This window comes from Aeromonas sp. Marseille-Q5825 (genome assembly GCF_946892685.1).
Taxonomy (GTDB): Bacteria; Pseudomonadota; Gammaproteobacteria; order Enterobacterales; family Aeromonadaceae; genus Aeromonas; species Aeromonas rivipollensis.
This window is the reverse complement of record NZ_CAMPOU010000006.1, coordinates 380,846-407,301: the sequence shown is the minus strand read 5'-3', so window position 1 is coordinate 407,301 and position 26,456 is coordinate 380,846. Positions and strand designations below refer to the sequence as shown.

The following is a 26,456-nucleotide window of genomic DNA, read 5'->3' as shown; positions in this document are numbered from 1 at the left end:
GCAGAGTCCGGCGGCTTGCCCCATCACAAGGAGCGCGTCATGTGGCTAGCCGCCATACAGTTGATCTCGGGTCGTCACTGGCAGGATAACAAGGCACAGATTGCCGCCGAGCTGGCGGCGCTGCCCAAGGAGCGGCCATTGCTGGTGCTGCTGCCGGAAAACTTCGCCCTGTTCGGCGAGCGCCAGGGTTATCTGGATGGGGCCGAACCCCTGGGAGATGGCCCAATCCAGCAGCAACTGGCCGATTGGGCCAAAACCCACGGCATCTGGCTGGTAGCCGGGGCCATGCCCACCACCATCGCCGGTTCCGACCATATCCACACCAGCTCCCTGGTGTTCGATCCCGACGGGGAGCTCAAGGGCCACTACCACAAGATCCACCTGTTCGACGTGGACGTGGCCGACAACCACGGCCGCTACCGGGAGTCCGAGACATTCAGCCCCGGCCAGGAGTGCGTGGTGGTGGACTCTCCCTTTGGTCCCCTCGGCCTCTCTATCTGTTATGATCTGCGCTTCCCCGAGCTCTATCGCCGGCTGGCTCGTGCCGGTGCCCGGGTGCTGCTGGTGCCTGCCGCCTTCACCGCCGTGACCGGCGAGGCGCACTGGGAGCCGCTGCTGCGGGCCCGCGCCATCGAGAACCAGTGCTATGTGGTGGCCGCCAATCAGGGGGGCAACCACGAGACGGGGCGTCAGACCTGGGGCCACAGCATGGTGATCGATCCCTGGGGCCGGGTGCTGGCCTGCCAGGATTCGGGCACAGCCACTGTGCTGGTGAAGATGGAGCCCGGCCTTGTCGACGAATTGAAACGCACCATGCCCGTGCTGCAACACGCCCGTTTGCTCTGATGGTGTGGTGTTGATTGACCTAGGGTGCAACAAGCGAAGCGCATTGCACCTGTGTCTGTCTTTGGGTTGGCGATGCAATTCACTTTGTTCATTGCACCCGACGAATACGAACTTGTCACCGGGCCACACCGGATGAATTCACCGTTACGACGTCTCGCATCGAGAGTGGAGAGAAAGATTGAGTCTATTGAGCCAGGTTAGTGCCTCCTTGTTGGCCCCGAACGATCTCGACGAAGGACGCCTGCAGCAGTTGCTCGGCAGCCTGATGAGCCATCAGGTGGAGTTCGGCGACCTCTATTTCCAGCGCAGCTGGCACGAGTCCTGGATGCTGGAAGACGGCATCGTCAAGGACGGCAGCTACAACATCGACCAAGGGGTCGGGGTACGCGCCGTCAGCGGCGAGAAGACCGGCTTCGCCTACTCGGACGAGCTGAGCCTGCTGGCGCTGCAACAGTCGGTGACCGCCGCCCGCGGCATAGCCGCCGCCGGCGCCCAGGGCAAGGTGAAGGCCTGGGCCCGCACCGAGGCGAACCTGCTCTATCCCGCCATGGACCCGCTACAGACCCTCGACAAGCAGCAGAAGATTGCCCTGCTGGAGCAGATGGACAAGTTCGCCAGAAGCCTGGATCCCGCCATCAATCAGGTGATGGCCTCCATCAGCGGCGTCTATGAAGAGATACTGGTGGCCGCCACCGATGGCACCCTGGCCGCCGACGTGCGCCCCCTGGTGCGCCTGTCGGTGACCGTCATCGCCGAGAAGGGGGATCGCCGGGAGCGCGGCAGCGCCGGCGGCGGTGGCCGCTTCGGTTACGACTATTTCCTGGAGCTGGACGGGCTGGAGAGCCGGGCGTTTGGCTATGTGCGCGAGGCGGTGCGCCAGGCGCTGGTCAACCTCGAGGCCATAGACGCGCCGGCCGGCACCATGCCGGTGGTGCTCGGGGCCGGCTGGCCCGGTGTGCTGCTGCACGAGGCGGTGGGCCACGGTCTGGAGGGGGACTTCAACCGCAAGGGCTCGTCCGCCTTCGCCGGTCGCATCGGCGAGCAGGTCGCCTCCAGGCACTGCACCATAGTCGATGACGGTACCCTGGTGGGCCGACGCGGCTCCGTCTCCATCGACGACGAGGGCACCCCGGGGGGCTACAACGTGCTGATCGAGAACGGCATCCTTAAGGGCTATCTGCAGGACAAGCAGAACGCCCGTCTGATGGGGGTACCACTCACCGGCAACGGCCGCCGCGAATCCTACGCCGCCCTGCCGATGCCGCGCATGACCAACACCTACATGCTGGCGGGTCAGCACGATCCGGCGGAGATCATCGCCTCGGTGAAGAAGGGCATCTATGCCCCCAACTTCGGTGGCGGTCAGGTGGACATCACCTCCGGCAAGTTCGTCTTCTCCGCCTCCGAGGCCTACCTCATCGAGGATGGCAAGATCACCGCCCCCATCAAGGGCGCAACGCTTATCGGCAACGGCCCAGAGGCCATGAGCCAGGTCTCCATGGTGGGCAGCGATCTTGCGCTGGATCGCGGGGTCGGGGTCTGTGGCAAGGAGGGGCAGAGCGTGCCGGTCGGCGTCGGTCAGCCCACGCTCAAGCTGGATCAGCTCACAGTGGGCGGCACTTCCTAGGTTGGTTTGGCCGCGCAGCGGCATGACCCGACACCACCAAACCCCGGCCGCAGCCGGGGTTTTGTTTTCTCTGGGGCGCACAAATAAAAACCCCGGTCAGTGGACCGGGGTGGGTGAAGGGGGTTGATGGGGCTCAGTTGGCCGATATGGCACGGGCGTCGATATAGAATCGCGCGTTGCCCTGGGGATCTATCCTGATCTGGGCGACCAGCCGATCGCTTCGCTTGTATTCCCACCTGCTCTTGATCCGGGTCAGGGCGGGGCTGACGGCCCCGACCACGTTCAGATATTCGTGGAACAGGCTGTAGCTTCCAATCTCGGTCAGCATCTTTTCCATTTGCATGTCTCCTCAAGTGATTGGGTCTGCGCGGGTCACGTTAGCAGCGACCCTCTGAACCTTGCCTGTACAAAAAACACACTACTCCGTCCGTGGGCAGGCAAGATGATCAGGCGCAAGTTCGGCGACGATTCCCGATCCGAGATGACAACGCTTTCAGTCAGGGCTGGCGCGCGGCGGGCAGATGATTGAGGGCGGCGGATGCGTGTGACTGCGCCGGGGCCGTCTGCACGGCGGGCGCGCCGTGGAACACGGGATCCTGCGCTACCTCCTTGATGCCGTTGATGCAGAACTGCATGCCCATGCACACCAGCAGGAAGCCCATGATGCGGGTCATGGCGTCTATGCCGGTGGCGCCAAGGATCTTGCAGACAGGATCCGCCAGCTTGAGCACTCCCCAGCTGAGCAGGCTCATCAGGGCGAAGGCGGTCACCATGGCGGCATAGATGACGAAACGGTTGTACTCGTCGGGCAGCTCGGCAATCTGGGCGGCGCCGCTGATCACCAGGGCCATGGTGCCCGGCCCGCACATGCTGGGCATGGTGAGCGGCACGAAGGCGATGCTCTGGTTGATGTCGACTCCGGCGGACTGGCTGGGGGCGGGGAACAGCATGCGAAAACCGATGAAGGCGATGATGAGGCCCCCTGCCAGCCGCAGGCCGGGAATGGAGATCCCGAACAGATCCAGGATGGAGGAACCGATGAAGAAGCTGACGCAGAGGGTGGCGAACAGATAGATGGCGGCCAGGTTGATCTGGCGGCGTACGTGCTCACGGGACATGCCCTTGCTCAATCCCAGCAGCAGGGTAGCCGTGGTGGGGGGATTGACCATGGGCAGCAGCGCGAGCAAGGCGATGAATACGACCTGGAAAAACATCTTGCACCTCGGGGTGGTTGGAAAACAACAGGGCCAGACGCGGGTCTGGCCTTAAGGGGGGGCTACTCTACGGCAGCCAGGCTGAATATAGCCGGAACGAAGGGGCCCCGACAGTCCGGGGCCCGCATCTGTCAGGCGGTTTGTGGCGTGACCTGACGCTGAGTGCGCTGGCGCAGCCAGAGCCAGAGACCCAGCACGAAGCCGAGGGCCGCCAGACTGACCACATAGTGGGAGGGCGCCAGCACGTCGTTCTTCATCCACAGCGTCACCAGCATGGGAGTGAGCCCGCCGAAGATGGCGTAGGCCACGTTGTAGGAGAACGACAGCCCGGAGAAGCGCACCACGGGCGGGAAGGCGTTGACCATGACATAGGGCACGGCGCCGACTATCCCCACCGCAAAGCCTGCCAGCATGTAGAGCGGCACCAGCTGATCCATGCCCGCCGCCAGGCCGTGGTAGAAGGCATAGGTGGCACCGGCCAGCAGCAATGAGCCCAGGACGAAGGTGGGGCCGCTGCCGAGGCTGTCTATCAGGCGGCCGTAGAAGATGCAGCCCAGGGTGAGGGCGACTATGGCCAAGGAGTTGGCGGTCAGGGCATCGGCCGGGCTGATGCCGTGGACCTTCTGCAGATAGGTCGGGGTCATCAGGATCACCACCACTATGCCGGCGGAGAGCAGCCAGGTCAGCAGCATGGAGACGATGACGCTGCCCTTGTGTTCACGGAGCACCGTCTTGAGGGGCAGCTCCTCGGCCAGGGCCTTGTTGGCCTGCATCTCGGCGAAGACAGGGGTCTCGTGCAGCCAGCGGCGCAGGTACATGGCGACTATGCCGAACACACCGCCGAGCACGAAGGCCAGACGCCAGCCCCACTCGCTCACCTCCACCGGGCTCATGCCGCGGTTGATGGCGGTGGCCACCAGGGAGCCGAGCAGTATGCCGGCGGTCAGCCCTGCGGTGAGGGTGCCGCAGGCGACGCCGACCCGGCGGGCGGGCACGTGTTCGGCCACGAAGACCCAGGCCCCCGGGACCTCACCCCCGATGGCGGCCCCTTGCAGGATCCGCAGCAGCAGCAACAGCAGCGGGGCGGCGATGCCGAGGGTGGCATAGGTGGGCAGCAGGCCGATCAGCAGGGTCGGCAGCGCCATCAAGATGATGCTGAGGGTGAACATCCGCTTGCGGCCGATGAGATCGCCGAAGTGGGCCATGATGATGCCCCCCAGGGGGCGGGCCAGGTAACCGGCGGCGAAGATGCCGAAGGTCTGGAACTGGCGCAGCCACTCGGGAATGTCGGCCGGGAAGAAGAGCTCGCCTATCACCACGGCGAAGAAGACGAAGATGATGAAGTCGTAGAATTCGAGGGCGCCGCCCAGTGCCGCCAGGCTTAAGGTCTTGTAATCCTGTCGGTTGAGGGGGCGATTGTGGTCATGATGTGTGCTGACTTTAGTCATATCCTTATGTTTCCCATCGTTTTTTTAGTTATTCTCCCCCATGCTCTGCGGGGATACGCTCACCCACGAGGGTATGCTTTTGTATCCCAGGAAGTAAATCGCACAATTCGCAACACTGTCTTGCAGCACCTTGCGGCAAGGGATTGGAGAGGTCATGACGAAGAAAAAGGTACTGCTCTCCTGGAGCAGCGGAAAAGACAGCGCCTGGGCCCTGCATCGCTTGCGCCAGGATCCGGCGATCGAGGTGGTGGGGCTCTTCACCACCCTGAATCAGGCGTTCGAGCGGGTGGCCATGCACGGGGTGCGCAAGCAGTTGCTGATGGAGCAGGCCGCGTGCGTGGGTCTGCCACTGCACTGCATCGATCTGCCCTGGCCCTGCAGCAACGAGGACTATGGCCGGGTCATGACCGGCTTCATCGAGGATGTGCTGGCCATGGGGATCCGCCACATGGCATTCGGGGATCTCTTCCTCGAGGATGTGCGCGCCTACAGGGAGAAACAGCTGGCGGGCACGGGCATAGCGCCGCTGTTCCCGCTCTGGGGCAGCGACACGAGCGAGCTGGCGCAGCAGATGATGGCCGCCGGCCTCAAGGCCAGGGTCTGCACCCTGGATCCCGGCAAGCTGGATGCCAGCCTGGGTGGGCACGAGTTCGATCCGACCCTGCTGGCGGCCCTGCCCGCCGGGGTGGATCCCTGCGGCGAGAACGGCGAGTTCCACACCCTGGCCTTTGATGGCCCCATGTTCCAGCGACCCCTGGCCATCCGGGTGGGGGAGACAGTGGTGCGGGACGGCTTCGTCTTTACCGATCTGCTGCCGGATGAGACCCCTGAGGGCTAGTTGCCCGGGAGAGCGGCAGGCCCATCTCCCGTCTGCTGAATGCAACAAGGCCGGATCCCTGGGGATCCGGCCTTGTCGTCTGGCCCGGCTCAGCGGGCGGCGAAGGTGTCGCAGCTGGCGGGCTTGCCGCTGTCAAAGCCCCGCTTGAACCAGGCGAGGCGCTGGGCCGAGCTGCCGTGGGTGAAGCTGTCCGGCACCACCCGGCCCTGACCCCGCTGCTGCAGGCGGTCGTCACCTATGGCCTGGGCGGCGTTGAGCGCCTCCTCCAGATCGCCGTGCTCCAGCACCTGCTCCCGCTCCATATGGTAGCCCCAGACCCCGGCGAAGCAGTCGGCCTGCAGCTCGAGTTTGACCGACAGCTTGTTCTGCGCGGCCTGGCTCAACCCTTGCTGTTGCTGGCGCACCTTGGTGGAGATGCCGAGCAGGTGCTGCACGTGGTGACCCACCTCGTGGGCGACCACATAGCCCTGGGCGAAGTCGCCATCGGCCCCCAGCTTGTCGCGCATGTCCTGATAGAAGGAGAGATCTATATAAACTGTGCTGTCCGCCGGGCAGTAGAAGGGGCCCATGACAGACTGGCCCTGGCCGCAGCCGGTCTGGGTGGCGCCGCGATAGAGCACCAGCCTGGGGGGCTGATACTGGCTGCCGCTCTGGGAGAAGATCGCGCCCCAGGTATCTTCGGTGGAGGCGAGCATCACTGAGGTGAATCTGGCCAGGGGATCGCTGGCCGGCTCTGACACACTCTGGCGCGGCGCCTGGCTCTGTTGGGACGGCTCGTCGAGCAGGGGGCTGAGATCCACGCCGTAGTAACCCGCCACCATGACCACCACGATCAGGATGAGGCGCCCCTTGCCACCTATGGGCAGGCCGCCGCCCCCGCTGCCACCGCCTTCCTGGCGCCTGTCCTCCACATTGTTGCTCTCACGGCGATTTTGCCAGCGCATATCTGCCTACTCCCGTCATTGGTGGTGGCAGTAATGATAATGGCTGGTCGTCCGCCTTGCCTGATGAGGGGCGTTATTCGGCCCAGGGCATCTCGGGCAGGCTGTCGAGAAACTCGGCGTAGCGGGTCAGGTTGAAGGGGCCCTGATCCGCCTCCATGGCCATCAGCTCGGCACCCAGGGCGCAGGCGATGTATTGCAGCGCCTCGTCCCGTGGGGTGCCCTTCATCACCAGCCGCATCAGGGTGGCTTTCACCTGCAGGGGATGGCCGTCGGCGAGCTGGTTTTCAACCATTTCCAGCAGCGTCTGTTCGTCAAAGAATTCGGTGTCGTCTGTCATGGGGAATGTCCTGCTTGTTGTTCTGTGGGATAGGGCGGGCAGTATAGCCGGAACCGCCGCGCGACTCATGTGGCAGGGGCTAAATGTCGTCTGCGGTCGGCCGGCTAGCGGTCCATGACGGCCTCCTTTTGGCCGGGGATCTTGCCAAGCGCCCGTCATGGGGGCAGTCTTGAGGGCTGTTGTTCCCATCACACGAGCCTTTGCCATGATCCTCTCCGAGCGCCTCGCCCTGCGCGAATTAACCACTGCTGATGCCCCCTTTATTCTCGAGTTGCTCAACGATGGCGACTTCCACCGCTACATAGGCGATCGCGGGGTGCGCACCCTGAGTGACGCCGAAGAGTACATACAACAGGGGCCGGCGGTCAGCTATGCCCGTCATGGGCATGGTCTCTATCTGGTGATGCGACGGGAAGACGAGGCCAGGATCGGCATCTGCGGGCTCATCAAGCGCGATACCCTGCCGTGCGAAGACATAGGCTACGCCTTCCTGCCTGCCTATCGCGGTCAGGGTTACGGCATAGAGGCGGCACGAGCGGCGTTGCAGGATGGGCGGGAGCGGCTCGGCATCGAGCGGGTCATCGCCATCGTCACCCCGGGCAACGAGCGATCTGTGGCGCTGCTGGGCAAGCTGGGTCTGGTGCGCAGCCGTCTGGTCAGGTTGAGCGAGGATGCCGACGAGTGTCTGTTGCTGGAAGCGGCCGATACCCAGGCCTGCACTGTCTGAGGGATGGCAGGGCCGTCAATCAGAAGAGGGGATGACAAGGCTGGAGGCGAGGGAGACAAGGGGGCCGCCGTGAGTTGCGGCCTGTCTGCATCTGAGGCTGCCGGTGGGCAGGATCAGTTGAGCTCTTCGATGGAGAACTCGCCAGGGATACCATCACAGGAGATGGCGAAGCCACCGCTGGAGCGGGTGCTGAACTGGATCAGAAACGCATCATAGTCATGCTCTTGCACGGGCAGGTTGATGGGTTTGCTGCGACGCAGGGGTTTGTGTGTCTGTACTGCTTTCATCATGGTATTTCTCTATATAAATTAAATAGTTGCTCCTTGTTTGGCAAATGTTAGGTCAATAGCCGCGGTCAGAATCCGCGCAGGAATACCCAGCCCGAGTCACGGGCGTCTGCACTATCAAGGAATATGCGGATGCATAGTTCAAATTGGGTGGGCAGATCGGGTCTGCACCGTGAGAGCCGGGCAACGCAGGCAGACAGCCTGACGGTTCTCAAGGCGAGTAAATCAGAGGAAGGTTATGTGGGTACTGGCAGGATTCATCTAACGTTGAAGCATTGCGAACATAAACAGGGCTGATTAACTAGCCGGCGCGCATTCTCTCCTCGAAATGAATAAAAAGCAAACACTAATTGTGAGGTGTAGTGACGGTGGCACATTTTTCACTGCTACGCCGCCAACGAAAAGGGCTCCCGAGGGAGCCCTTCTGCTGTTGCCAGTCACTGCCTGCGACTGACTCAGTAGTCGCCGCTGGCCTTCTTGGCGGCGGTGATCATGGGGGTGATGGTCATGCCCTGCACCACTATGGAGAACATCACCACAGAGTAGGTCATCACCAGGATCACCTCCCGCAGATCGACGCCGTGCTCCGGCAGCACCATGACGCCCGAGGGTAGCGCCAGTGCCATGGCCATGGCCAGTCCGCCGCGCAGGCCGCCCCAGGTGAGGATGCGCACCGAGAAGCGGTTGTAGCTGCGGAACTTGCGGAAGGCCACATAGGGCAGGGAGACGCTGATGAAGCGGGCGGCCAGGCAGAGCGGCACTGCTATGACCAGCAGGATCCAGTCTTGCCAGGCGAGATCCAGCAGCACCAGGGCCAGGCCGATCAGCAGGAACAGCAGGGCGTTGAGGAACTGATCCATCAACTCCCAGAAGTGATCCAGATGGTGGCGGCTCTGCTCGGAGAAGCCGGACTGGCGGGTCCAGTTGCCTATCATGATGCCGGTGACCACCATGGCCAGGGCGCCGGAGACGCCTATCATGTTGGCAAAGGCGAAGCCCGCGGTCGGGATGCAGAGGGTCAGCAGCAGCTCCAGGGAACCGTCGTCTGTGGCGCTGATCATCACGTGGGCGATGAGGCCCAGCACGGCGCCGAACAGTATGCCGCCGAGGGCTTCATGCAGGAACAGGCCGGCCACGCTGGTGAAGGTGGGCTCGACACCGCCGAAGGCCACGGCGAAGACGGTGGCGAAGATCACCAGGCCGACCCCGTCGTTGAACAGAGACTCCCCTTCGATCTGGATGGCGATCTGGGGCGGCGCCTTCATCTTCTTGACGATGGCGAGCACGGCAATGGGGTCGGTGGGGGAGATCAGGGCACCGAACAGCATGCAATAGACCAGCGGCAGCTCCCAGCCCAGCAGCTTGGCGATGAACCAGAAGCCGTAGCCGATGATGAAGGTGGAGAGCAGGGTCGCCGCTATGGAGAGAATGGTGATCTCCCACTTCTGGCTGCGCAATGCCTTCAGATTGATGCCGAGACCGCCGGCAAATAGCAGGAATCCGAGGATCCCCTTCAGCAGGAAGTTCTGGAAGTCGATGCTTTCCATGGTCTCGACGGCCAGAGGTTCCAGATTGAACCAACCCAACTTACCAAACAGCACCATCAGGGCGGAGATCAGCATGGATCCGGCTGTGATGGCGATGGTGGTCTGGATCTTCACGACATACTGGTTGGCAAAGGCGATGAAGATCGCCAAGGCTGCCAAGAAACAGAGTGTGTAGTAGACGCTCATAGTTATTTTTCTCTTTAGTAAACAGCAAGCACGTATCCCCGTTGAGGACGGGCATAGGGTACTCTCGGGCCACATCTTACTCATTACCCATTTGTGAGTATATGCTCGAGATTTCGGACAGATAGACGGCTAGATTTCCATTTGATTTTTTTGCTGCTAGGATGGAGCTCACGCAGTTGCATGGATGTAAGGGGTAGAAGCGGTGTCGAGCATAGAGTCGAGCAAGAAGTCGGACGTAACAAAGAAACTGGAAGCCTGTCTCAAGGAGCGGATCCTGATCATCGACGGTGCCATGGGCACCATGATCCAGGGTTACAGGCTCGGTGAATCGGATTACCGCGGCGAGCGCTTCGCCGACTGGCATACCGACATCAAGGGCAACAACGATCTGCTGGTGCTGACCCGGCCGGCGGTGATCCGCGAGATCCACGATCAATATTGTGCCGCCGGGGCCGACATCCTCGAGACCAACACCTTCAACGCCACTCGTATCGCCATGGCCGATTACGAGATGGAAGATATTTCGGCCGAAATTAACCGCGAGGCGGCCCGTCTGGCCCGCGCCGTGGCGGATGAATGGACGGCAAGAGATCCCGCCAGGCCGCGTTTCGTGGCAGGCGTGCTGGGCCCCACCAACCGCACCTGCTCCATCTCGCCTGATGTGAACGATCCCGGCAAGCGCAACGTCACCTATGACCAGCTGGTGGCCGCCTACACCGAATCGACCCACGCTCTCATCGAGGGGGGCGCCGACCTCATCCTCATCGAGACCATCTTCGATACCCTCAACGCCAAGGCGGCCGCCTTCGCGGTGGATCTGGTGTTCGAGGAGCTGGGCTACAGCCTGCCGGTGATGATCTCCGGCACCATCACGGATGCCTCGGGCCGCACCCTCTCCGGCCAGACCACGGAAGCCTTCTATCACTCCCTGCGTCACGTCAAACCCGTGTCGTTCGGCCTCAACTGTGCGCTCGGCCCGGACGAGCTGCGCCAGTACGTGGAGGAGCTGTCGCGCATCAGCGAGACCTTTGTGAGCGCCCACCCCAACGCCGGCCTGCCCAACGCCTTCGGCGAGTACGATCTCGATGCGGGTGAGATGGCAGAGCATATCCGCGAGTGGGCCCAAAGCGGCTTCCTCAACCTGGTGGGGGGCTGCTGCGGCACCACCCCGACCCATATTCGCGCCATGGCGGACGCCGTCGCAGGTATCAAGCCCCGTGCCCTGCCCGAGCTGCCGGTGGCCTGCCGGCTGTCCGGCCTCGAGCCCCTCATCATCACGGCGGAGTCCATGTTCGTGAACGTGGGGGAGCGCACCAACGTCACAGGTTCCGCCAAGTTCAAGCGCCTCATCAAGGAGGGGCTCTACGACGAGGCCCTGGATGTGGCCAAGCAGCAGGTGGAGAGCGGCGCCCAGATCATCGACATCAACATGGACGAGGGGATGCTGGACGCCGAGGCGGCCATGGTGCGCTTCTTGAACCTGATCGCCGGCGAGCCGGACATCGCCCGGGTGCCGGTGATGATCGACTCCTCCAAGTGGGAGGTGCTGGAGGCGGGTCTCAAGTGCGTGCAGGGCAAGCCTGTGGTCAACTCCATCTCCATGAAGGAGGGGGAGGCCAAGTTCATCGAACAGGCCAAGCTGCTGCGTCGCTATGGCGCCGCCGTCATCGTGATGGCGTTCGACGAGGTGGGCCAGGCCGATACCCGTGCCCGCAAGTTCGAGATCTGCCAGCGTGCCTACCGCATCCTTGTAGATCAGGTCGGCTTCCCGCCGGAAGACATCATCTTCGACCCCAACATCTTCGCGGTGGCGACCGGCATCGACGAGCACAACAACTACGCGGTGGACTTTATCGAGGCGGTGAAGGACATCAAGGAGCACCTGCCCCACGCCATGATCTCCGGCGGCGTCTCCAACGTCTCCTTCTCCTTCCGTGGCAACGAGCCGGTGCGGGAAGCCATTCACGCCGTCTTCCTCTACCATGCCATCCGCAGCGGCATGGACATGGGGATAGTCAACGCCGGTCAGCTCGCCATCTATGAAGACATTCCGGCGGAGCTGAAGGCCAAGGTCGAGGCCGTGGTGCTCAACTTGAGTGACAGCGCCACCGAGGATCTGCTGGCCATCGCCGAGAAGTATCGTGGCGCTGGCGCCCAGGCGGAGGATCCCCGGGATCAGGAGTGGCGCAGCTGGCCCGTGGGCAAGCGGCTTGAGCATGCCCTGGTCAAGGGGATCACCGACTTCATCGAAGAGGACACCGAAGAGGCGCGGGCCGGGGCCGAGAAGCCGCTGCACGTGATCGAAGGGCCGCTGATGGACGGCATGAACGTGGTGGGCGACCTGTTTGGCGCCGGCAAGATGTTCCTGCCCCAGGTGGTGAAGTCGGCGCGGGTGATGAAGCGGGCGGTCGCCTACCTGCAACCCTACATAGAGGCGGAGAAGTCCGGCGGCTCCAGCAACGGCAAGATAGTGATGGCCACCGTCAAGGGGGACGTGCACGACATCGGCAAGAACATCGTCGGCGTGGTGCTGCAGTGCAACAACTACGAGATCGTCGATCTCGGGGTCATGGTCTCCTGCGAGACCATCCTCAAGACGGCGCGGGAAGTGGGGGCCGACATCATAGGCCTGTCCGGCCTCATCACTCCGTCCCTGGACGAGATGGTGCACGTGGCGAAAGAGATGGAGCGCCAGGGCTTCAAGCTGCCGCTGCTGATCGGCGGCGCCACCACCTCCAAGGCCCACACAGCGGTGAAGATAGAGCAGAACTACTCGGAGCCCGTGGTCTATGTCTCGAACGCCTCCCGCGCGGTGGGGGTGGCCCAGAGCCTGCTGAACCCCGAGCTCAAGCCCGCCTTCGTCGCCCGCATCGACAAGGAGTACGAGATAGCGCGGGATCAGCATGCCCGCAAGCAGCCTAGATCCAAGCCGGTTTCCCTGGCCCACGCCCGCGCCAACCGCCAGCAACTGGACTGGGTCGGCTATGAGCCGCCCAAGCCCCGCGAGTTGGGCGTGCAGACCTTCGAGGACGTGCCCGTCTCTGTGCTGCGCCCTTACATCGACTGGACGCCGTTTTTCCTCAGCTGGGAGCTGGCAGGCAAGTATCCGCGCATCCTGGAGGACGAGATCATAGGTGAAGAGGCGACCAAGCTGTTTGCCGATGCCAACGCCATGCTCGACCAGCTGGAGCAGGACAAGAGCGTGCGCTGCGCCGGCATCATAGGTCTGTTCCCGGCCAACGGGGTGGGGGACAGCATAGAAGTCTACAGCGACGAGTCCCGTACCGAGGTCATCAAGGTGCTGCACCACCTGCGCCAGCAGAGCGAGAAGCAGGGCTTCCCGAACTACTGTCTGGCGGACTATGTGGCACCCAAGGAGAGCGGCAAGCCGGACTGGATCGGCGCCTTTGCGGTAACCGGCGGTATCGGCGAGGAGGCCATAGCGCAAGCCTACAAGGCGGATCACGACGACTACAACGCCATCCTCATCCAGGCGGTGTGCGACCGTCTCGCCGAGGCCTTCGCCGAATACCTGCACGAGCAGGTGCGCAAAGTGCACTGGGGCTATGCCCCCGATGAAGCACTCTCCAACGAGGAGCTCATTCGCGAGAACTATCAGGGCATCCGCCCGGCCCCCGGTTACCCCGCCTGCCCTGAGCACACCGAGAAGGGCAGCATCTGGGAGCTGCTGGGTGTGGAGCAGGCCATCGGCATGAAGCTCACCGAGTCCTACGCCATGTGGCCGGGGGCGGCGGTGTCCGGCTGGTACTTCTCCCACCCCGAGAGCAAGTATTTTGCGGTGGCGCAGATCCAGCCCGATCAGGTGGAAGACTATGCCCAGCGCAAAGGCATGACGCTGGCAGAGGCCGAGCGTTGGTTGGGGCCAAACCTGAATTGATCCCGTTGCCCGGCCTGAACTGGCCCACGCAAGCCGAGGTGCTATGAAGATTGGATTCGTTGGCCTGGGGGCAGTGGTGGAGACCGCCTATCTGCCGGCATTGCGGGCCCTGGCGCCAGAGATGGCGATCTGGGGATTCGATCCCGCCCGCAGCCTGCCGGGAGTGGACTCGCTGCCGACCCTGGAAGCCCTGCTGGCACAGCGCCTGGATCGGCTGGTCATTGCCACCCCCTCCCTGCTGCACCTGCCCGTGCTGGAGCAGGCGCTGGCAAGCACCATCCCCTTGATTCTGGTGGAGAAGCCTGTGGTGGCTACCCTGGCCCAGCAGGCTCGCCTGCTGGCCCTGCTGGTGGATCCCGAAGTCGCCCCCCGGGTGCTGGCGCTGGATCACTGGATGGCCCGCAACGCCGTCCAGCGGCTGCTCAGCGGCGGGTTGGGGGATGATTGGCGGCCGCAATCCGGTCAGGCTGGCCCCATTTCGCCGGTCACCCTGGCCGACGTGGCCTCGGTGGAGGGCTTCCTGCTGGAGCCCTGCGGCCTTGACGAGCAGGGGCACCCCTATGCCCTCAACTTCGCCACCGGCGAGCCGGACAGGCGGGTCCTGCGTCATCCCGACGGGGTGATCCTCGACATCGGCACCCATCTGCTGGCAATGATCCGCGAGCTGCTGGTGGCCCTCGGCGGGGATGACAGCTTGACGCTGGTGGCTGACGGGGTGGCCGACAGGCTGGGCCAACCCATCCCCAATGGCGATCTCGAGACCGCCGAGGGGCGGGCCTGTCTGCGCGGCGAGGGGGCAGGTGTGCCCCTGAGGCTCTGGCTCGACAAGTACGCAGGATCCGGAGTCGAGAAGAAGGGGTTATGCCTGCATCTCAAGGATGGGCGGCGCATCGAGCTGCTTCGCAGCGGCAATCTGGAGTGGCTGCATTTTCACGGCGTCGATGGTATGCGGGGCTGGCAACATGAGGGGCCCCTCTATCGCGACTGCATAGCCCAAACCCTGCTGGCGCCCTTGCCTGTCGCGGACTGGGCCGGAGTCACTGCGCGCCGGTTGCAGGAGGTGGCGCTGCTGCTGAGCCTGCAGCAGGAATTACGTGGTCCTCATTGAATCTGGTATTCAGCGGTTCTTGCAGAACGCCGAATGGTGAGGGGAAAGGATTGGCGTTGCCAGTCGTTCATGGCACCTTATACTCTCCAGTCCGATTATCAGGTCTGTCATTTCCATGAATATTGCCATTTTATCCCGCGAGCCCAACAACTACTCCACCCGCCGTCTGGTCGAGGTGGCGCAGGCGCGCGGGCATCAGGTCGAGGTGCTCGACACCCTGCGCTGCTACATGAACATCGCCTCCCACAGCCCCTCCATCCACTACGAAGGACGGGAACTGGAGAGCTATGACGCCGTGATCCCGCGCATCGGTGCCAGCATCACCTTCTATGGCACCGCCGTGCTGCGCCAGTTCGAGATGATGAATACCATGGCCCTCAACAGCTCGGTGGCCATCAGTCGCTCCCGAGACAAGCTGCGCGCCATGCAGCTGCTCTCCCGCCACGGCATAGGCCTGCCCATCACCGGCTATGCACACAGCACCCACGACGTGCCCGATCTCATCACCATGGTCGGCGGGGCGCCGCTGGTGGTGAAGCTGCTGGAGGGGACCCAGGGGATAGGCGTGGTGCTGTGCGAGACCCAGAAGGCGGCCGAGAGCGTGATCGAGGCCTTCATCCAGACCAACAACAACATCCTGGTGCAGGAGTACATCCGCGAGGCCAATGGTGCCGACATTCGCTGCGTGGTGGTGGGTGGCAAGGTGGTGGCGGCCATGCGTCGTCAGGCCCAGCCGGGGGAGTTTCGCTCCAACCTGCACCGTGGCGGCGAGGCGTCGGCCATCAAGATCACCCCGGAAGAGCGGGCGACAGCGGTGCAGGCCGCCAAGATCATGGGGCTGGACGTGGCCGGGGTGGATATCTTGCGCAGTGCCCGCGGCCCCCTGGTATTGGAGGTGAACTCCTCCCCCGGTCTGCAAGGGGTCGAAGCCGCCTCCGGCAAGGATGTGGCGGGCAAGATCATCGATTTTCTGGAGCTCAAGGCGAGTCGCAAGCACAAGCCGGCGGAATAAGCCGCCCTCCTATCCTCTGACAACAAGGCGCCCTCGGGCGCCTTGTTGTTATCTGGCTTGTGGGCTTGCCGGGGAGTGCGTTGTCTCCCTTCTCCCCTTGCGGGAGAAGGGTCGGGGATGAGGGGGAAACTATGCCTCTGTGAGGTCGGGGGCGTTCATCGCCAGCCGGGCGCTGAAAACGCCATCCTCCAGCCGGGTCTCTATCTGCCAGCCCAGCTTCTCGCAGATGCGCTGTATGATGGTGAGGCCGCAGCCGTAGCCCAGGATCTGATCCGGCGCCGCCGCGGTGGGATTGCTGATGGTGAGTACCTGCCCCTGAAGCGCGATCTCGATATGACCCTCGGCGTAGCTCAGGGCATTCTTCAGCAGGTTGCCCAGGGCGATGGCGAGCAGGGAGAGAGGGGCCTGCACCTCGCTCTGCTCGTCCAGATTGAGGCGGATATCCAGGCTTTCGCGCTGCAGCAGGGGGGCGAGGCGCGCCAGCTCCCGCTGGATCAGCGGTGCCACCCATTGCGGGGGGCGCTCGACTGCCTCCTTGCGGCCCAGCAGCAGGAAGGTCTCGGTGAGCAAGGCCATCTCGTCGCTGGCGGCCCGAATGCGGCTGGCGGCCCGGGCGGCGGGAGCGGGCAGGTCGCTCACCTTGCCGAGCAGGGCGGCCGAGCCCTGGATCACCATGTTGGGGGTGCGCAGCTCATGGCTGGCGAAGCGGCTGAACTCCTGCTCCCGGGCGAACACGGCGGCCACTTCGTGCTTGCCCGCCAGCAGCGCCAGCTCGATCTCTCGCAGCTCCTGCCAGGGAGCATCCGGCACGAAGTCGACCTGATCCGGGGTGAGGTGGGCGACGCGCTGGCGCAGCCTGTCCAGGGGGCGGGTGATGTGGCGCACCAGCCAGATGCCGAACGCTATGCAGCCGAGCAACAGGGCCAGCCCGATCAGCCGGGTGACCAGGTGCAGCCTGTCTTCGTAAGGATCCAGGTAGTCGTCGGCGTCGTCGTTGAACACCAGATAGAGCAGGCCCTGGCCCGAGGGGTGAGCGCGCACCAGAAAGTGTTTGTCCTCCTCCCCCAGCTGGTGCTCGAAGAAGCCGGGGGTCCGGTAGGGTTTGAGCCAGACGGGCAGGCGTCCCGCCTCCGTCCAGTAGCTGGAGAACTGGCGCGGGCTGGGGGCGGGCGCCGCCGGGCCGAGCCGCAGCCAGTCATCGTTGTAGCGGGTGACCTCGGCCTCCAGCCAGTGGCGCAGGCTGAGCTCCTCCATCTTGTTCTCGGCCACCACCATGAGCAGACTCAGGATCAGCAGCAGCAGCAAGCCGGCCCCGCCCAGCGCCAGAATCAGGCGCTTGCGCAGGCTCGGCAGGTTCAAGGCTTGCTGGCCCGGGGGAGTCGGGGTGCTCATGGTTTGACCAGCCGGTAGCCCTGGCCGTGCACTGTCTCCAGCATGGGGCTGGGGAAGGGCTTGTCCAGGGCGTTGCGCAGGGCGTAGATGTGGCTGCGCAGGGCGTCCGAGTCGGGCTCCTCATCCCCCCAGACGGTGTCGAGCACCTCCTGGCGCGTCACCAGCTGGGGGGCTCGCCTGACCAGCAGGGTGAGGATCTGGAAGGGGATCTTGCCAAGTTTGAGCTCCATCCCGGCGCGGGTGGCGCGGCCCGCGCCAGGATCCACCGCCAGCTCGCCGAATGCCAGTGCTCCCATGTCGCTGCGGGGGCCGCGCAGGGCCAGGGCCTGCAACCGCACCTCCAGCTCCTCCATGGCGAACGGCTTGACCAGGTAGTCGTCGCCCCCCGCCTTGAAACCTGCCAGCTTGTCGTCCAGGCTGTCGCGGGCGGTGAGAAAGAGCACAGGGGTGGCGATGCCGTCCGAGCGCAGCCGCTCGACGGTGCGCAGGCCGTCGAGGCGCGGCATCATGACGTCCATGATGATGACGTCGAAACGCTGCTCGGCCAGCAGTTGCAGGGCGGCCTGGCCGTGATAGGCGCAGTCTACCCTGTGCCCGGCCAGCTCCAGATAATCCATGACGGTCTCAGCCACCTGGGGACTGTCTTCCACCACCAGTATTTTCATGCTCTGATCTCCTGGTTTGGGCCGAGATTTCACGGCCATTTCACACCGGATAAGACATCCTGTGTGCCAGTGTAACCCCGAGGATCCCCGATGAAGAAGTCTCTCTGCGCCCTCTGGCTATTGATTTTATTGCCCTTTGGTCTGGTGCAGGCGGCCGAGTTCAAGCTGACCGGCCGCACCAGCTGGCAACTGGGCCAGTTGATGGTCAACGGCATTCCCTTCGTGATCGATGAGCAGACCCGCTTCAAGGACGGTCTGGACGAAGACGATCTCGGCGGCACCTGGGTCGATCTGGAAGGGGTGATAGAGGGAGATAGACGGCTGGTCCGCGAGGTGGAGCCGTTGGAAGAAAAGCATGAGATGGAGCTGGAAGGGCCTGTGGCGCAGGGGCGGATCTGGGGTTATGTCACCTCGGATGACAGCCTGGCCCCCTTCGAGGGGCGCTGGCTGGAGCTGGAGTGCCGCTTCGACGGCATGCGTCTGAGCCAGTGTCGGGAGGACGACTGAGCCGCCGCACCAGTGAACCGGAAAAATTGCCCGTCCAGGCCCATAGTTAAACCTCCTCGCTGGGTTGACCATGGGCCTGCTTGCTATGACCAGAACCGCATTGTTCCTGCTGCTCTCCTTTCACGCCCTTGCCGATGAGCCCGAGCTCTGGCTGGTGGAGCTGGAGCACAACGACGGCATCCGCCTGCAATTTCAGGGGGCCGAGCTGGAACTCGGCACCGCCGCTCTGAGCGGCGTAGATCAGTTTGATGAGCTCAGGCCCGGCATGCAGCTCGCCATCCAGAGCCGGTACGGCGTGGCCGAGCAAATCCGGGTGCTCGCAACTGGGCCGGATCCGGCCCAGAGCAGCCAGTGGTTGCGGGCGGATGACAGGCTGGTCGCCACCGCAGGAGAGAGCCTGCTGATGCAGCAGCTGGGTGTGCTGGTGTTTGATGCCGGTACCCGCTGGGTGAACGGCAGCCTCGCCGATCTGCAACCGGGCCGCAGGCTGGTGCTGAGCCGGAATGATGAGGGCCGTCTGACCGAGATCCTGATCCCCAACCCGGAGGACACACTCGATTCCGATGAGTGAGCCGAGTCCTTGGCTGGTTGTTCTTTCCCCTTGTTAATGACTTGTACTTTAAAATTCCCCACTTATACTGGCGCCATCTTGTCGGAGTGCTGACCGTCGAACGACGCAAAGCTGAGACCGTTAATTCGGGATCCGTGGAACCTGATCAGGTTAAGACCTGCGAAGGGAAACAAGGGTAACTTGCGAGTTGCCGCGCCGGGGGAGTAGCCACTTCCCCCTTGCCTTGAGGGGAGCCCCCGGGCAAGGGCTGGCGCACAGGAGGGAGGTCGTCCCGCCGCTTGCCCGTCAGGGCGGCGAATGTCCCCGACAAGGGGGACGGGACGGCAGAGCAGGGATGATCCATCCCGCGCTCGCTCCCTCCTGAGAGCGCACCCAGACTGCAAGTTCATCACTTCTCCTCGAACTCCAGACAAGCAAACACCCATAACTTCAACCAGTTAATGTGAGTTTTGCTATGTCTACCTCTTCTGAAAACAGCAAGTCCGTGCCCGCCAGCCGCCGGGAGCAGCGCTCCAGTGCCCAGGCCTTTATCGACAACCTCAAGGGCATGGCCCATCCCAACTCCAGACGCATCTTCATCGAAGGTTCCCGTCCCGACATTCGGGTGGGGCTGCGGGAGATAGTCCTGGCCGACACCTTGGTCGGCGGCAGCAAGGAAGACCCCCAGTTCGAGCCGAACGATCCCGTGCCCGTCTACGACACCTCGGGGGCCTATGGGGATGAGAGTGCCGAGATAGACGTGCGCCGCGGCCTGCCGCGCCTGCGTGAAGCCTGGGTGCTGGAGCGGGGCGACACCGAAGCGCTCGAGGGTCTGAGCTCCGCCTTCACCCAGGAGCGCCTCGCCGACGAAGGGCTGGATCACCTGCGCTTCGATAACTTGCCCAAACCGCTGCGTGCCAAGCCGGGCCGCCGGGTGACCCAGCTGCACTATGCCCGTCAGGGGATGGTCACCCCGGAGATGGAGTTCATCGCCATTCGCGAGAACATGGGCCGCGAACGGGTGCGCTCCGAGCTGCTGCTACGCCAGCATCCGGGTCAGGGCTTCGGCGCCCGCCTGCCGGAAAGCATCACCCCAGAATTCGTGCGCGATGAGGTGGCCGCCGGCCGCGCCATCATCCCCAGCAACATCAACCACCCGGAAGCCGAGCCGATGATCATCGGCCGCAATTTCCTGGTGAAGATCAACGCCAACATAGGCAACTCGGCGGTGACCTCCAGCATCGAGGAGGAGGTGGAGAAGCTGGTCTGGTCCACTCGCTGGGGCGCCGACACCGTCATGGATCTCTCCACCGGCCGCTACATCCACGAGACCCGCGAGTGGATCCTGCGCAACAGCCCTGTGCCCATCGGCACTGTGCCCATCTATCAGGCGCTGGAAAAAACCAACGGCATCGCCGAAGACCTCACCTGGGAGCTGTTCCGCGACACTCTGCTGGAGCAGGCCGAGCAGGGGGTGGATTACTTCACCATTCACGCCGGCGTCTTGCTGCGCTACGTGCCCATGACAGCCAAGCGTCTCACCGGCATTGTCTCCCGCGGCGGCAGCATCATGGCCAAGTGGTGCCTGTCGCACCACAAGGAGAACTTCCTCTACCAGCATTTCCGCGAGATCTGCGAGATCTGCGCGGCCTATGACGTGGCGCTCTCCCTCGGTGACGGCCTGCGTCCGGGCTCCGTCTATGACGCCAACGACGAGGCCCAGTTCGCCGAGCTGCATACCCTGGGGGAGCTCACCAAGATCGCCTGGGAGTACGACGTCCAGGTGATGATCGAGGGGCCGGGTCACGTGCCCATGCACATGATAGAGCGCAACATGACGGAGCAGCTCGAGCACTGCCACGAGGCACCCTTCTACACGCTTGGCCCGCTCACCACCGACATAGCCCCAGGCTACGATCACTTCACCTCCGGCATAGGCGCCGCCATGATCGGCTGGTATGGCTGCGCCATGCTCTGCTACGTCACCCCCAAGGAGCACCTGGGGCTGCCGAACAAGGAGGACGTGAAGCAGGGCCTCATCACCTACAAGATCGCCGCCCACGCCGCGGATCTCGCCAAGGGTCATCCGGGCGCCCAGATCCGCGACAATGCCATGTCCAAGGCGCGCTTCGAGTTCCGCTGGGAGGATCAGTTCAACCTGGCGCTGGATCCCGAGACCGCCCGCGCCTACCACGACGAGACCCTGCCCCAGGAGTCCGGCAAGGTGGCCCACTTCTGCTCCATGTGCGGCCCCAAGTTCTGCTCAATGAAGATCACCCAGGATGTGCGTGCCTACACCGCCGAACTGAATGCCGCCAAACTGGAGGCGGTGGAGATCAAGCTGGTGGGCATGGATGGCCAGCAGGAGCGAGTGGTGGCCGAGGTGGAAAGCGGTATGAACCGTATGGCTGAGACCTTCAAGGAGAAGGGGGGCGAGCTCTACCATCAGGCGGCGGCCCTCAAAGAGGAGCGGGAAGAAGCATGAGCACCAAGCCCATCGTCTGGACCATAGCAGGTTCCGACTCGGGGGGCGGTGCCGGCATTCAGGCCGATCTGCACACCTTGCACGCCCTCGGCGTGCACGGCTGCTCCGTCATCTCCGCCATCACGGCCCAGAATTCGGTGGCGGTGAAGATGGTGGATCCCGTGCTGATGCAGACCTTCTGCGCCCAGTTCGACGCCCTCGGCGTCGATCTGCCCCCGGCCGCCATCAAGATCGGTCTGCTGCCGACCCGGCTCCATGTGGAGGTGCTGGCCCGGCGGCTCGATACGATAAACGCCCCCTTCGTGGTCTATGACCCCGTGGCCATCGCCAGCACAGGCACCCCCATGGCGGAGCCCAACATGCTGGCGGCGGTGCGCGAGCACCTGCTGCCCCGTCTGTCTCTCATCACCCCCAACGGCCCCGAGCTCGAGGCATTGACAGGCATTCCGGCGACCAGCCCCGCCCTGGTACGGGCAGGAGCGGCGCGACTGCGGGAGCTCGGCGCCCGCGCCGTGCTGGTCAAGGGGGGGCATCTTGAGTGGAGCAGGGATCTCTGTCTGGACTACTACCAGGACGAGAGCCGCGAGTTCTGGCTCGCCGCGCCGCGGCTCGATACCCGCCACGGCCATGGCACCGGCTGCTGCTACGCCAGCGCCATCGCCGCCGTCGTGGCGCTGGATTACCCGGTGGAAGACGCCATCACCCTGGCGCGTGCTTATCTGCAGCAAGGGCTGGCAGGGGCGCAGGGGGTGGGGGCAGGCCCCGGCCCCATAGCCCATCTCGGCTGGCCCGGGGATCTTGTTCACTTCCCCCGCGCCGTACTGGCGGGATCAATGCTGGATCACCACTTCGGTCTTTATGAGGCAAGCAGCGCTCGACTGCCGGAGGGCCCCTTTGCCCCCACCGAGCACCGCCTCGGCCTCTATCCGGTGGTGGATTCGGTGCAGTGGCTGGAGCGGCTGCTGGAAGCCGGGGTCAAGACACTGCAACTGCGCATCAAGGATCTGTCCGCCGATGAGGTAGCACCAGCCATTGCCGAGGCGGTGGCCCTGGGTCGCCGCTTCTGGGCGCGGCTCTTTATCAACGACCATTGGCAGCAGGCCATCGCCGCGGGTGCCTATGGGGTGCATCTGGGGCAGGAGGACATGGAGACGGCGGATCTCGCCGCCATCCAGGCCGCCGGCCTGCGCCTCGGTCTCTCCACCCACGGCTACTTCGAGCTGATGCGGGCCCGGGAGCTGGCACCCTCCTATATAGCCCTGGGTCATATCTTCCCCACCAACACCAAGCAGATGCCCTCCCGCCCCCAGGGGCTGGTGCGGCTGCACCACTACCGCGCCCTTATGCGCGACTGGCCCACTGTCGCCATCGGCGGCATCAGTGAAGAGCGGGTGGCAGCGGTCAAGGAGAGCGGGGTGGGCAGCATTGCCCTGGTCTCCGCCATCACAGGGAGCGACGACTGGCAGGGGGCCACGGCCCGGCTGCTGGCCACCGTGGGGGCCGGGGATCCTGCGCGCACAGCCATAGCGGTGCAGGAGGTGGCACATGCTCTCTGACGAGGCGTCTCTTCGTGACGAAGAGTATCTGCGCTATGGCCGCCAGCTGATGCTGGCCGAGATAGGGGAAGCCGGGCAGGTGAGGCTGAAAGCTAAGTCGGTGCTGATCGTCGGCCTCGGCGGCCTCGGCTCGCCGCTCGCCCTCTATCTCGCCGGGGCAGGAGTCGGCACCCTCTGGCTCGCCGACGGCGACGTGGTGGATTCGAGCAACCTGCCGCGCCAGATCCTGTTCGACGGGGAGGGGCTGCGCCGCTCCAAGGCCGAGCTGGCCCGGGAGCGGTTGGCGGCTCACAACCCCCACGTCGAGCTGATCGCCATCAACCAGCGTCTCGACGCCCATAGCCTGCCAGCCTTCGTGGCCGAGGTGGACCTGGTTGTCGACTGCTGCGATAACCTGGCCAGCCGCCATGCCATCAACGCCGCCTGCGTAGGGCAGGGCAAGCCCTGGATCTCCGCCGCCGCCGTCGGCTGGCAAGGGCAACTGATGGTGCGAAGCGCGCCTGAACATGCCTGCTACGCCTGTCTCTACCCGGCGGACACCGAGATAAAGGAGAGCTGCCAGAGCAGCGGCGTCACCGGCCCCCTGGTGGGAGTGATGGGTTCCCTGCAGGCGCTGGAGGCACTGAAACTGCTGCTCGGGCGTCCCAGCCCGGTGGCGGGCACCCTGCGCCGCTTCGATGCCCTGACCCACGAGTGGCAGACGCTGCGCCTGCCCCCCGATCCCGCTTGCCCGGTGTGTGGCAGCCATAAGGATGACCAATGAATATTCGATTGAACGATATCGAGCTGACGCTGCCCACCGGCCAGCGCCTGACCGAGCTGCTGGCGGTGCAGGAGATTGCCCCCCAGGGGGTGGCGGTGGCCCTCAACGGCGCCGTGCTGCCCCGCAGCCGCTGGCCAGAGACCCGCCTCAATGACGGGGACGAGATCCACCTTTTCACTGCCATCGCCGGAGGCTGAGATGCTGACCATTGCCAATCACACCTTCTCATCGCGCCTCTTTACCGGCACCGGCAAGTTTGCCCACCCCGAGCTGATGGCGGCCGCCATAGCGGCGAGCGGTTCCCAGCTGGTGACCATGGCCATCAAGCGCCTCGAACCTGGCAAGCGCCACGATGACATCCTGAGCCCCTTGCTGGCCCTCGGAGTCAAGCTGCTGCCCAACACCTCTGGTGCCAAGACGGCCGCCGAGGCGGTGTTTGCCGCCCACCTGGCCCGGGAGGCGCTCGGCACCAACTGGCTCAAGCTCGAGATCCACCCCGATCCCAAGTACCTGCTGCCGGATCCCATAGAAACGCTGAAAGCCGCCGAACAGCTGGTGAAAGAGGGCTTCGTGGTGCTGCCTTACTGCGGCGCCGATCCCGTGCTCTGCAAGCGGCTCGAAGAGGTGGGCTGCGCCGCCGTCATGCCGCTCGGCGCTCCCATCGGCTCCAATCAGGGGCTGGTGACCCGGGAGTTCCTTTCCATCATCGTCGAGCAGTCCAGGGTGCCCGTGGTGGTGGACGCAGGGATAGGTGCCCCCAGCCACGCGGCAGCGGCCTTCGAGCTCGGCGCCGATGCGGTGCTGGTGAACACGGCCATTGCCGTGAGTGGGGATCCGGTCGCCATGGGCCGCGCCTTCGCGCTCGCCTGCGAGGCCGGTCGCAGCGGCTATGAGGCGGGCCTCGGGGCGCGCGGCAGCCAGGCCCAGGCCTCCAGCCCCCTGACCGATTTCCTGGGGGCGTTATGAGCCAGGGTTTAGAGGTGATAGATGCTGCAGCTATGGGCTCTGTACCACAAGCTCAGCCAAGTGTTCGCTCCCCTCTCCCTTTGGGAGAGGGGTTGGGGGTGAGGGGCGAGGCTGACTCGGCTCTTGAATGGGGCGAGCCCTGCGCTCCTCCCCCTCCCAAGGGGGAGGCCGGGAGGGGGTTGGATTTTGCCGACCGCTGGCGCGAGCTGGAGTGGGACGATATCGGCATGCAGATCCGCGCCAAGACGGCCCGGGATGTCGAGCGGGCGCTGGCCAATCCACGTCGCACCCTGCAGGACTTTATGGCGCTTATCTCCCCGGCCGCCGAGCCCTTCCTGCCCCAGATGGCCCAGCTGGCGGAGCGCCTCACCCGCCAGCGTTTCGGCAATACGGTGGGTTTCTACGTGCCCCTCTATCTGTCGAACCTGTGCGCCAACGATTGCAGCTATTGCGGTTTCTCCATGAGCAACCGCTTGAAGCGCAAGACCCTGAATGCCGAGGAAATCGAGCGCGAGTGCCTGGCCCTCAAGGCGCGCGGCTTCGACAGCGTGCTGCTGGTGACCGGCGAGCACGAGACCAAGGTGGGCATGGACTACTTTCGCCAGCACCTGCCGCAGATCCGCCGCCACTTCAGCACCCTGGCAATGGAGGTGCAGCCCCTGTCGCAGGCCGAATACGCCGAGCTCAAAACCCTGGGCCTCGATGCGGTCATGGTCTATCAGGAGACCTATCACGCCCCGGCCTACGCCCGTCACCACCTGCGCGGCAACAAGCGGGATATCGGGTGGCGTCTCGCCACGCCGGATCGGCTGGGACGCGCCGGTATCGACAAGATTGGCCTCGGCGCCCTGATCGGTCTGTCACCGGACTGGCGCGCCGACAGCTACTTCGTGGCCGAGCACCTCGCCTGGCTGGAGCGCCACCATTGGCAGAGCCGCTATTCGCTCTCCTTCCCGCGCCTGCGCCCCTGCACCGGGGGGCTGGAGCCCGAGGTGACCATGTCGGATCGCCAGCTGGTGCAGCTGATCTGCGCCTGGCGCCTCTTCTCGCCAACCCTGGACTTGTCGCTCTCCACCCGGGAATCCCCGGCGTTTCGCAACGGTGCGGTACGTCTTGGCATCACCCAGATGTCGGCGGAATCCCGCACCCAGCCGGGCGGTTATGCGGAGGGAGACAAGGAGGAGCTGGAGCAGTTCGCCATCCACGACGACCGGGCCCTGGGAGACGTGGCCGCCGCCGTGCGGCAGGCGGGGTTGCAGCCGGTGTTCAAGGACTGGGAACCCTTCTTGGGCCGATAGGTGCGGCCAGGCCCCCTTTGGACTGGTAGCCGCCCGTCATAACGGTTGGGCGGTGTTCGGCCGCGCTCCTTGCTGGTGCCGATGCTTTGGCTCCCTCCCCTGCGAAGGGGAGGGTTGGGGAGGGGTCTTTATGCGACATTTCATTGGCATCGTAGGGTCGATTAGCCGTCAGGCGTAATCGTCCGTTTTGCAGTTTTTGGGGGGGAATACGGCACGGCCTTGCCGCGCAGGACGCGAGGCTGCTGGCCTCGACGG

The 26,456-nt window shown here is 64.3% G+C and carries 24 protein-coding genes and 1 riboswitch; of the genes, 15 read left to right on the top strand and 9 right to left on the bottom strand.

Annotated features, from left to right (window positions below):
• The first annotated feature begins 39 nt into the window (after window positions 1–39).
• The gene (locus OC537_RS16835; protein WP_262112965.1) at window positions 40–846 is read left to right on the top strand and encodes a carbon-nitrogen hydrolase family protein; all 807 of its coding nucleotides are present in this window, start codon (window positions 40–42) and stop codon (window positions 844–846) included.
• A 178-nt stretch (window positions 847–1,024) separates the two neighbouring features.
• A complete protein-coding gene (gene tldD / locus OC537_RS16830) occupies window positions 1,025–2,473 on the top strand; it encodes a metalloprotease TldD (protein WP_168236258.1) in 1,449 nt (482 codons plus the stop codon).
• 133 nt (window positions 2,474–2,606) lie between these two features.
• On the opposite strand, the gene OC537_RS16825 is transcribed toward tldD, so the two are convergent.
• The 3 genes from OC537_RS16825 to OC537_RS16815 form a co-directional block, all read right to left on the bottom strand.
• On the bottom strand, window positions 2,607–2,810 hold the full coding sequence (locus OC537_RS16825) for a hypothetical protein (protein ID WP_025325456.1): 204 nt from the start codon (window positions 2,808–2,810) through the stop codon (window positions 2,607–2,609).
• 160 nt (window positions 2,811–2,970) lie between these two features.
• A complete protein-coding gene (locus OC537_RS16820) occupies window positions 2,971–3,687 on the bottom strand; it encodes a MarC family NAAT transporter (RefSeq protein WP_262112960.1) in 717 nt (238 codons plus the stop codon).
• A 131-nt stretch (window positions 3,688–3,818) separates the two neighbouring features.
• On the bottom strand, window positions 3,819–5,135 hold the full coding sequence (locus OC537_RS16815; RefSeq protein ID WP_106885180.1) for an MFS transporter: 1,317 nt from the start codon (window positions 5,133–5,135) through the stop codon (window positions 3,819–3,821).
• 154 nt (window positions 5,136–5,289) lie between these two features.
• On the opposite strand from OC537_RS16815, the gene OC537_RS16810 reads away from it, so the two are divergent.
• Window positions 5,290–5,973 carry an adenine nucleotide alpha hydrolase gene (locus OC537_RS16810; protein ID WP_262112957.1) on the top strand — a complete coding sequence of 228 codons (684 nt, stop codon included), beginning with the start codon at window positions 5,290–5,292 and terminating at the stop codon, window positions 5,971–5,973.
• An 89-nt stretch (window positions 5,974–6,062) separates the two neighbouring features.
• On the opposite strand, the gene OC537_RS16805 is transcribed toward OC537_RS16810, so the two are convergent.
• Complete coding sequence (locus tag OC537_RS16805; protein ID WP_262112955.1) at window positions 6,063–6,917, bottom strand: neutral zinc metallopeptidase; 855 nt, start codon at window positions 6,915–6,917, stop codon at window positions 6,063–6,065.
• 73 nt (window positions 6,918–6,990) lie between these two features.
• Window positions 6,991–7,254 (bottom strand): hypothetical protein, encoded by a 264-nt coding sequence (locus tag OC537_RS16800; RefSeq protein ID WP_106885177.1) that lies wholly within the window; start codon window positions 7,252–7,254, stop codon window positions 6,991–6,993.
• A gap of 205 nt (window positions 7,255–7,459) precedes the next feature.
• On the opposite strand from OC537_RS16800, the gene OC537_RS16795 reads away from it, so the two are divergent.
• Window positions 7,460–7,981 (top strand): GNAT family N-acetyltransferase, encoded by a 522-nt coding sequence (locus OC537_RS16795; protein ID WP_106885176.1) that lies wholly within the window; start codon window positions 7,460–7,462, stop codon window positions 7,979–7,981.
• A 113-nt stretch (window positions 7,982–8,094) separates the two neighbouring features.
• On the opposite strand, the gene OC537_RS16790 is transcribed toward OC537_RS16795, so the two are convergent.
• Together OC537_RS16790 and OC537_RS16785 are read right to left on the bottom strand one after the other, a co-directional pair.
• Entirely contained in the window at window positions 8,095–8,271 is a 177-nt protein-coding gene (locus OC537_RS16790) for a hypothetical protein (protein ID WP_005326732.1), read from the bottom strand.
• Between the two features lie 452 nt (window positions 8,272–8,723).
• Entirely contained in the window at window positions 8,724–10,001 is a 1,278-nt protein-coding gene (locus OC537_RS16785; RefSeq protein WP_106885175.1) for a cation:proton antiporter, read from the bottom strand.
• Window positions 10,002–10,203: 202 nt separating this feature from the next.
• Here OC537_RS16785 and metH point away from each other — a divergent pair, with 202 nt between their 5' ends.
• The 3 genes from metH (at window position 10,204) to rimK (ending at window position 16,019) form a co-directional block, all read left to right on the top strand.
• Window positions 10,204–13,899, top strand: a complete 3,696-nt coding sequence (metH, locus tag OC537_RS16780; protein ID WP_262112949.1) for a methionine synthase — start codon at window positions 10,204–10,206, stop codon at window positions 13,897–13,899.
• Between the two features lie 43 nt (window positions 13,900–13,942).
• Window positions 13,943–15,007, top strand: a complete 1,065-nt coding sequence (locus OC537_RS16775) for a Gfo/Idh/MocA family oxidoreductase (RefSeq protein ID WP_262112947.1) — start codon at window positions 13,943–13,945, stop codon at window positions 15,005–15,007.
• 115 nt (window positions 15,008–15,122) lie between these two features.
• Window positions 15,123–16,019 carry a 30S ribosomal protein S6--L-glutamate ligase gene (gene rimK, locus OC537_RS16770; protein ID WP_025325466.1) on the top strand — a complete coding sequence of 299 codons (897 nt, stop codon included), beginning with the start codon at window positions 15,123–15,125 and terminating at the stop codon, window positions 16,017–16,019.
• A gap of 129 nt (window positions 16,020–16,148) precedes the next feature.
• Here rimK and OC537_RS16765 read toward each other — a convergent pair whose 3' ends face one another.
• Together OC537_RS16765 and OC537_RS16760 are read right to left on the bottom strand one after the other, a co-directional pair.
• Window positions 16,149–17,378, bottom strand: a complete 1,230-nt coding sequence (locus OC537_RS16765) for a sensor histidine kinase (protein WP_262113345.1) — start codon at window positions 17,376–17,378, stop codon at window positions 16,149–16,151.
• Window positions 17,379–17,407: 29 nt separating this feature from the next.
• A complete protein-coding gene (locus OC537_RS16760) occupies window positions 17,408–18,076 on the bottom strand; it encodes a response regulator transcription factor (protein WP_262112945.1) in 669 nt (222 codons plus the stop codon).
• A 90-nt stretch (window positions 18,077–18,166) separates the two neighbouring features.
• Here OC537_RS16760 and OC537_RS16755 point away from each other — a divergent pair, with 90 nt between their 5' ends.
• The 8 genes from OC537_RS16755 (at window position 18,167) to thiH (ending at window position 26,201) form a co-directional block, all read left to right on the top strand.
• Window positions 18,167–18,583: a hypothetical protein gene (locus tag OC537_RS16755; RefSeq protein WP_262112943.1), complete on the top strand. Its 417-nt coding sequence runs from the start codon at window positions 18,167–18,169 to the stop codon at window positions 18,581–18,583.
• An 85-nt stretch (window positions 18,584–18,668) separates the two neighbouring features.
• On the top strand, window positions 18,669–19,154 hold the full coding sequence (locus OC537_RS16750) for a hypothetical protein (protein WP_262112941.1): 486 nt from the start codon (window positions 18,669–18,671) through the stop codon (window positions 19,152–19,154).
• A gap of 72 nt (window positions 19,155–19,226) precedes the next feature.
• A riboswitch (TPP riboswitch) is annotated at window positions 19,227–19,340 on the top strand.
• 268 nt (window positions 19,341–19,608) lie between these two features.
• Entirely contained in the window at window positions 19,609–21,618 is a 2,010-nt protein-coding gene (thiC, locus tag OC537_RS16745; protein WP_316044161.1) for a phosphomethylpyrimidine synthase ThiC, read from the top strand.
• A complete protein-coding gene (thiE, locus tag OC537_RS16740) occupies window positions 21,615–23,174 on the top strand; it encodes a thiamine phosphate synthase (protein WP_262112939.1) in 1,560 nt (519 codons plus the stop codon). Before thiC ends, thiE begins: the two co-directional genes overlap by 4 nt.
• The gene (locus tag OC537_RS16735; protein WP_262112937.1) at window positions 23,164–23,937 is read left to right on the top strand and encodes a HesA/MoeB/ThiF family protein; all 774 of its coding nucleotides are present in this window, start codon (window positions 23,164–23,166) and stop codon (window positions 23,935–23,937) included. Before thiE ends, OC537_RS16735 begins: the two co-directional genes overlap by 11 nt.
• Complete coding sequence (thiS, locus tag OC537_RS16730) at window positions 23,934–24,134, top strand: sulfur carrier protein ThiS (protein ID WP_042042049.1); 201 nt, start codon at window positions 23,934–23,936, stop codon at window positions 24,132–24,134. The genes OC537_RS16735 and thiS overlap by 4 nt, the downstream gene beginning before the upstream one ends.
• A 1-nt stretch (window position 24,135) precedes the next feature.
• The gene (locus OC537_RS16725) at window positions 24,136–24,903 is read left to right on the top strand and encodes a thiazole synthase (protein ID WP_262112935.1); all 768 of its coding nucleotides are present in this window, start codon (window positions 24,136–24,138) and stop codon (window positions 24,901–24,903) included.
• Window positions 24,904–24,935: 32 nt separating this feature from the next.
• The gene (thiH, locus tag OC537_RS16720) at window positions 24,936–26,201 is read left to right on the top strand and encodes a 2-iminoacetate synthase ThiH (protein WP_262113341.1); all 1,266 of its coding nucleotides are present in this window, start codon (window positions 24,936–24,938) and stop codon (window positions 26,199–26,201) included.
• Window positions 26,202–26,456: the final 255 nt, after the last annotated feature.

Coding starts and splice junctions, on each gene's coding strand:
- OC537_RS16835 (WP_262112965.1), top strand. CDS start 40: ATGTGGCTAGCCGCCATACAGTTGATCTCGGGTCGTCACTGGCAGGAT.
- OC537_RS16825 (WP_025325456.1), bottom strand. CDS start 2,810: ATGGAAAAGATGCTGACCGAGATTGGAAGCTACAGCCTGTTCCACGAA.
- OC537_RS16820 (WP_262112960.1), bottom strand. CDS start 3,687: ATGTTTTTCCAGGTCGTATTCATCGCCTTGCTCGCGCTGCTGCCCATG.
- OC537_RS16815 (WP_106885180.1), bottom strand. CDS start 5,135: ATGACTAAAGTCAGCACACATCATGACCACAATCGCCCCCTCAACCGA.
- OC537_RS16810 (WP_262112957.1), top strand. CDS start 5,290: ATGACGAAGAAAAAGGTACTGCTCTCCTGGAGCAGCGGAAAAGACAGC.
- OC537_RS16805 (WP_262112955.1), bottom strand. CDS start 6,917: ATGCGCTGGCAAAATCGCCGTGAGAGCAACAATGTGGAGGACAGGCGC.
- OC537_RS16800 (WP_106885177.1), bottom strand. CDS start 7,254: ATGACAGACGACACCGAATTCTTTGACGAACAGACGCTGCTGGAAATG.
- OC537_RS16795 (WP_106885176.1), top strand. CDS start 7,460: ATGATCCTCTCCGAGCGCCTCGCCCTGCGCGAATTAACCACTGCTGAT.
- OC537_RS16790 (WP_005326732.1), bottom strand. CDS start 8,271: ATGATGAAAGCAGTACAGACACACAAACCCCTGCGTCGCAGCAAACCC.
- OC537_RS16785 (WP_106885175.1), bottom strand. CDS start 10,001: ATGAGCGTCTACTACACACTCTGTTTCTTGGCAGCCTTGGCGATCTTC.
- OC537_RS16775 (WP_262112947.1), top strand. CDS start 13,943: ATGAAGATTGGATTCGTTGGCCTGGGGGCAGTGGTGGAGACCGCCTAT.
- rimK (WP_025325466.1), top strand. CDS start 15,123: ATGAATATTGCCATTTTATCCCGCGAGCCCAACAACTACTCCACCCGC.
- OC537_RS16760 (WP_262112945.1), bottom strand. CDS start 18,076: ATGAAAATACTGGTGGTGGAAGACAGTCCCCAGGTGGCTGAGACCGTC.
- OC537_RS16755 (WP_262112943.1), top strand. CDS start 18,167: ATGAAGAAGTCTCTCTGCGCCCTCTGGCTATTGATTTTATTGCCCTTT.
- OC537_RS16750 (WP_262112941.1), top strand. CDS start 18,669: ATGACCAGAACCGCATTGTTCCTGCTGCTCTCCTTTCACGCCCTTGCC.
- thiC (WP_316044161.1), top strand. CDS start 19,609: ATGTCTACCTCTTCTGAAAACAGCAAGTCCGTGCCCGCCAGCCGCCGG.
- thiE (WP_262112939.1), top strand. CDS start 21,615: ATGAGCACCAAGCCCATCGTCTGGACCATAGCAGGTTCCGACTCGGGG.
- OC537_RS16735 (WP_262112937.1), top strand. CDS start 23,164: ATGCTCTCTGACGAGGCGTCTCTTCGTGACGAAGAGTATCTGCGCTAT.
- thiS (WP_042042049.1), top strand. CDS start 23,934: ATGAATATTCGATTGAACGATATCGAGCTGACGCTGCCCACCGGCCAG.
- OC537_RS16725 (WP_262112935.1), top strand. CDS start 24,136: ATGCTGACCATTGCCAATCACACCTTCTCATCGCGCCTCTTTACCGGC.
- thiH (WP_262113341.1), top strand. CDS start 24,936: ATGGGCTCTGTACCACAAGCTCAGCCAAGTGTTCGCTCCCCTCTCCCT.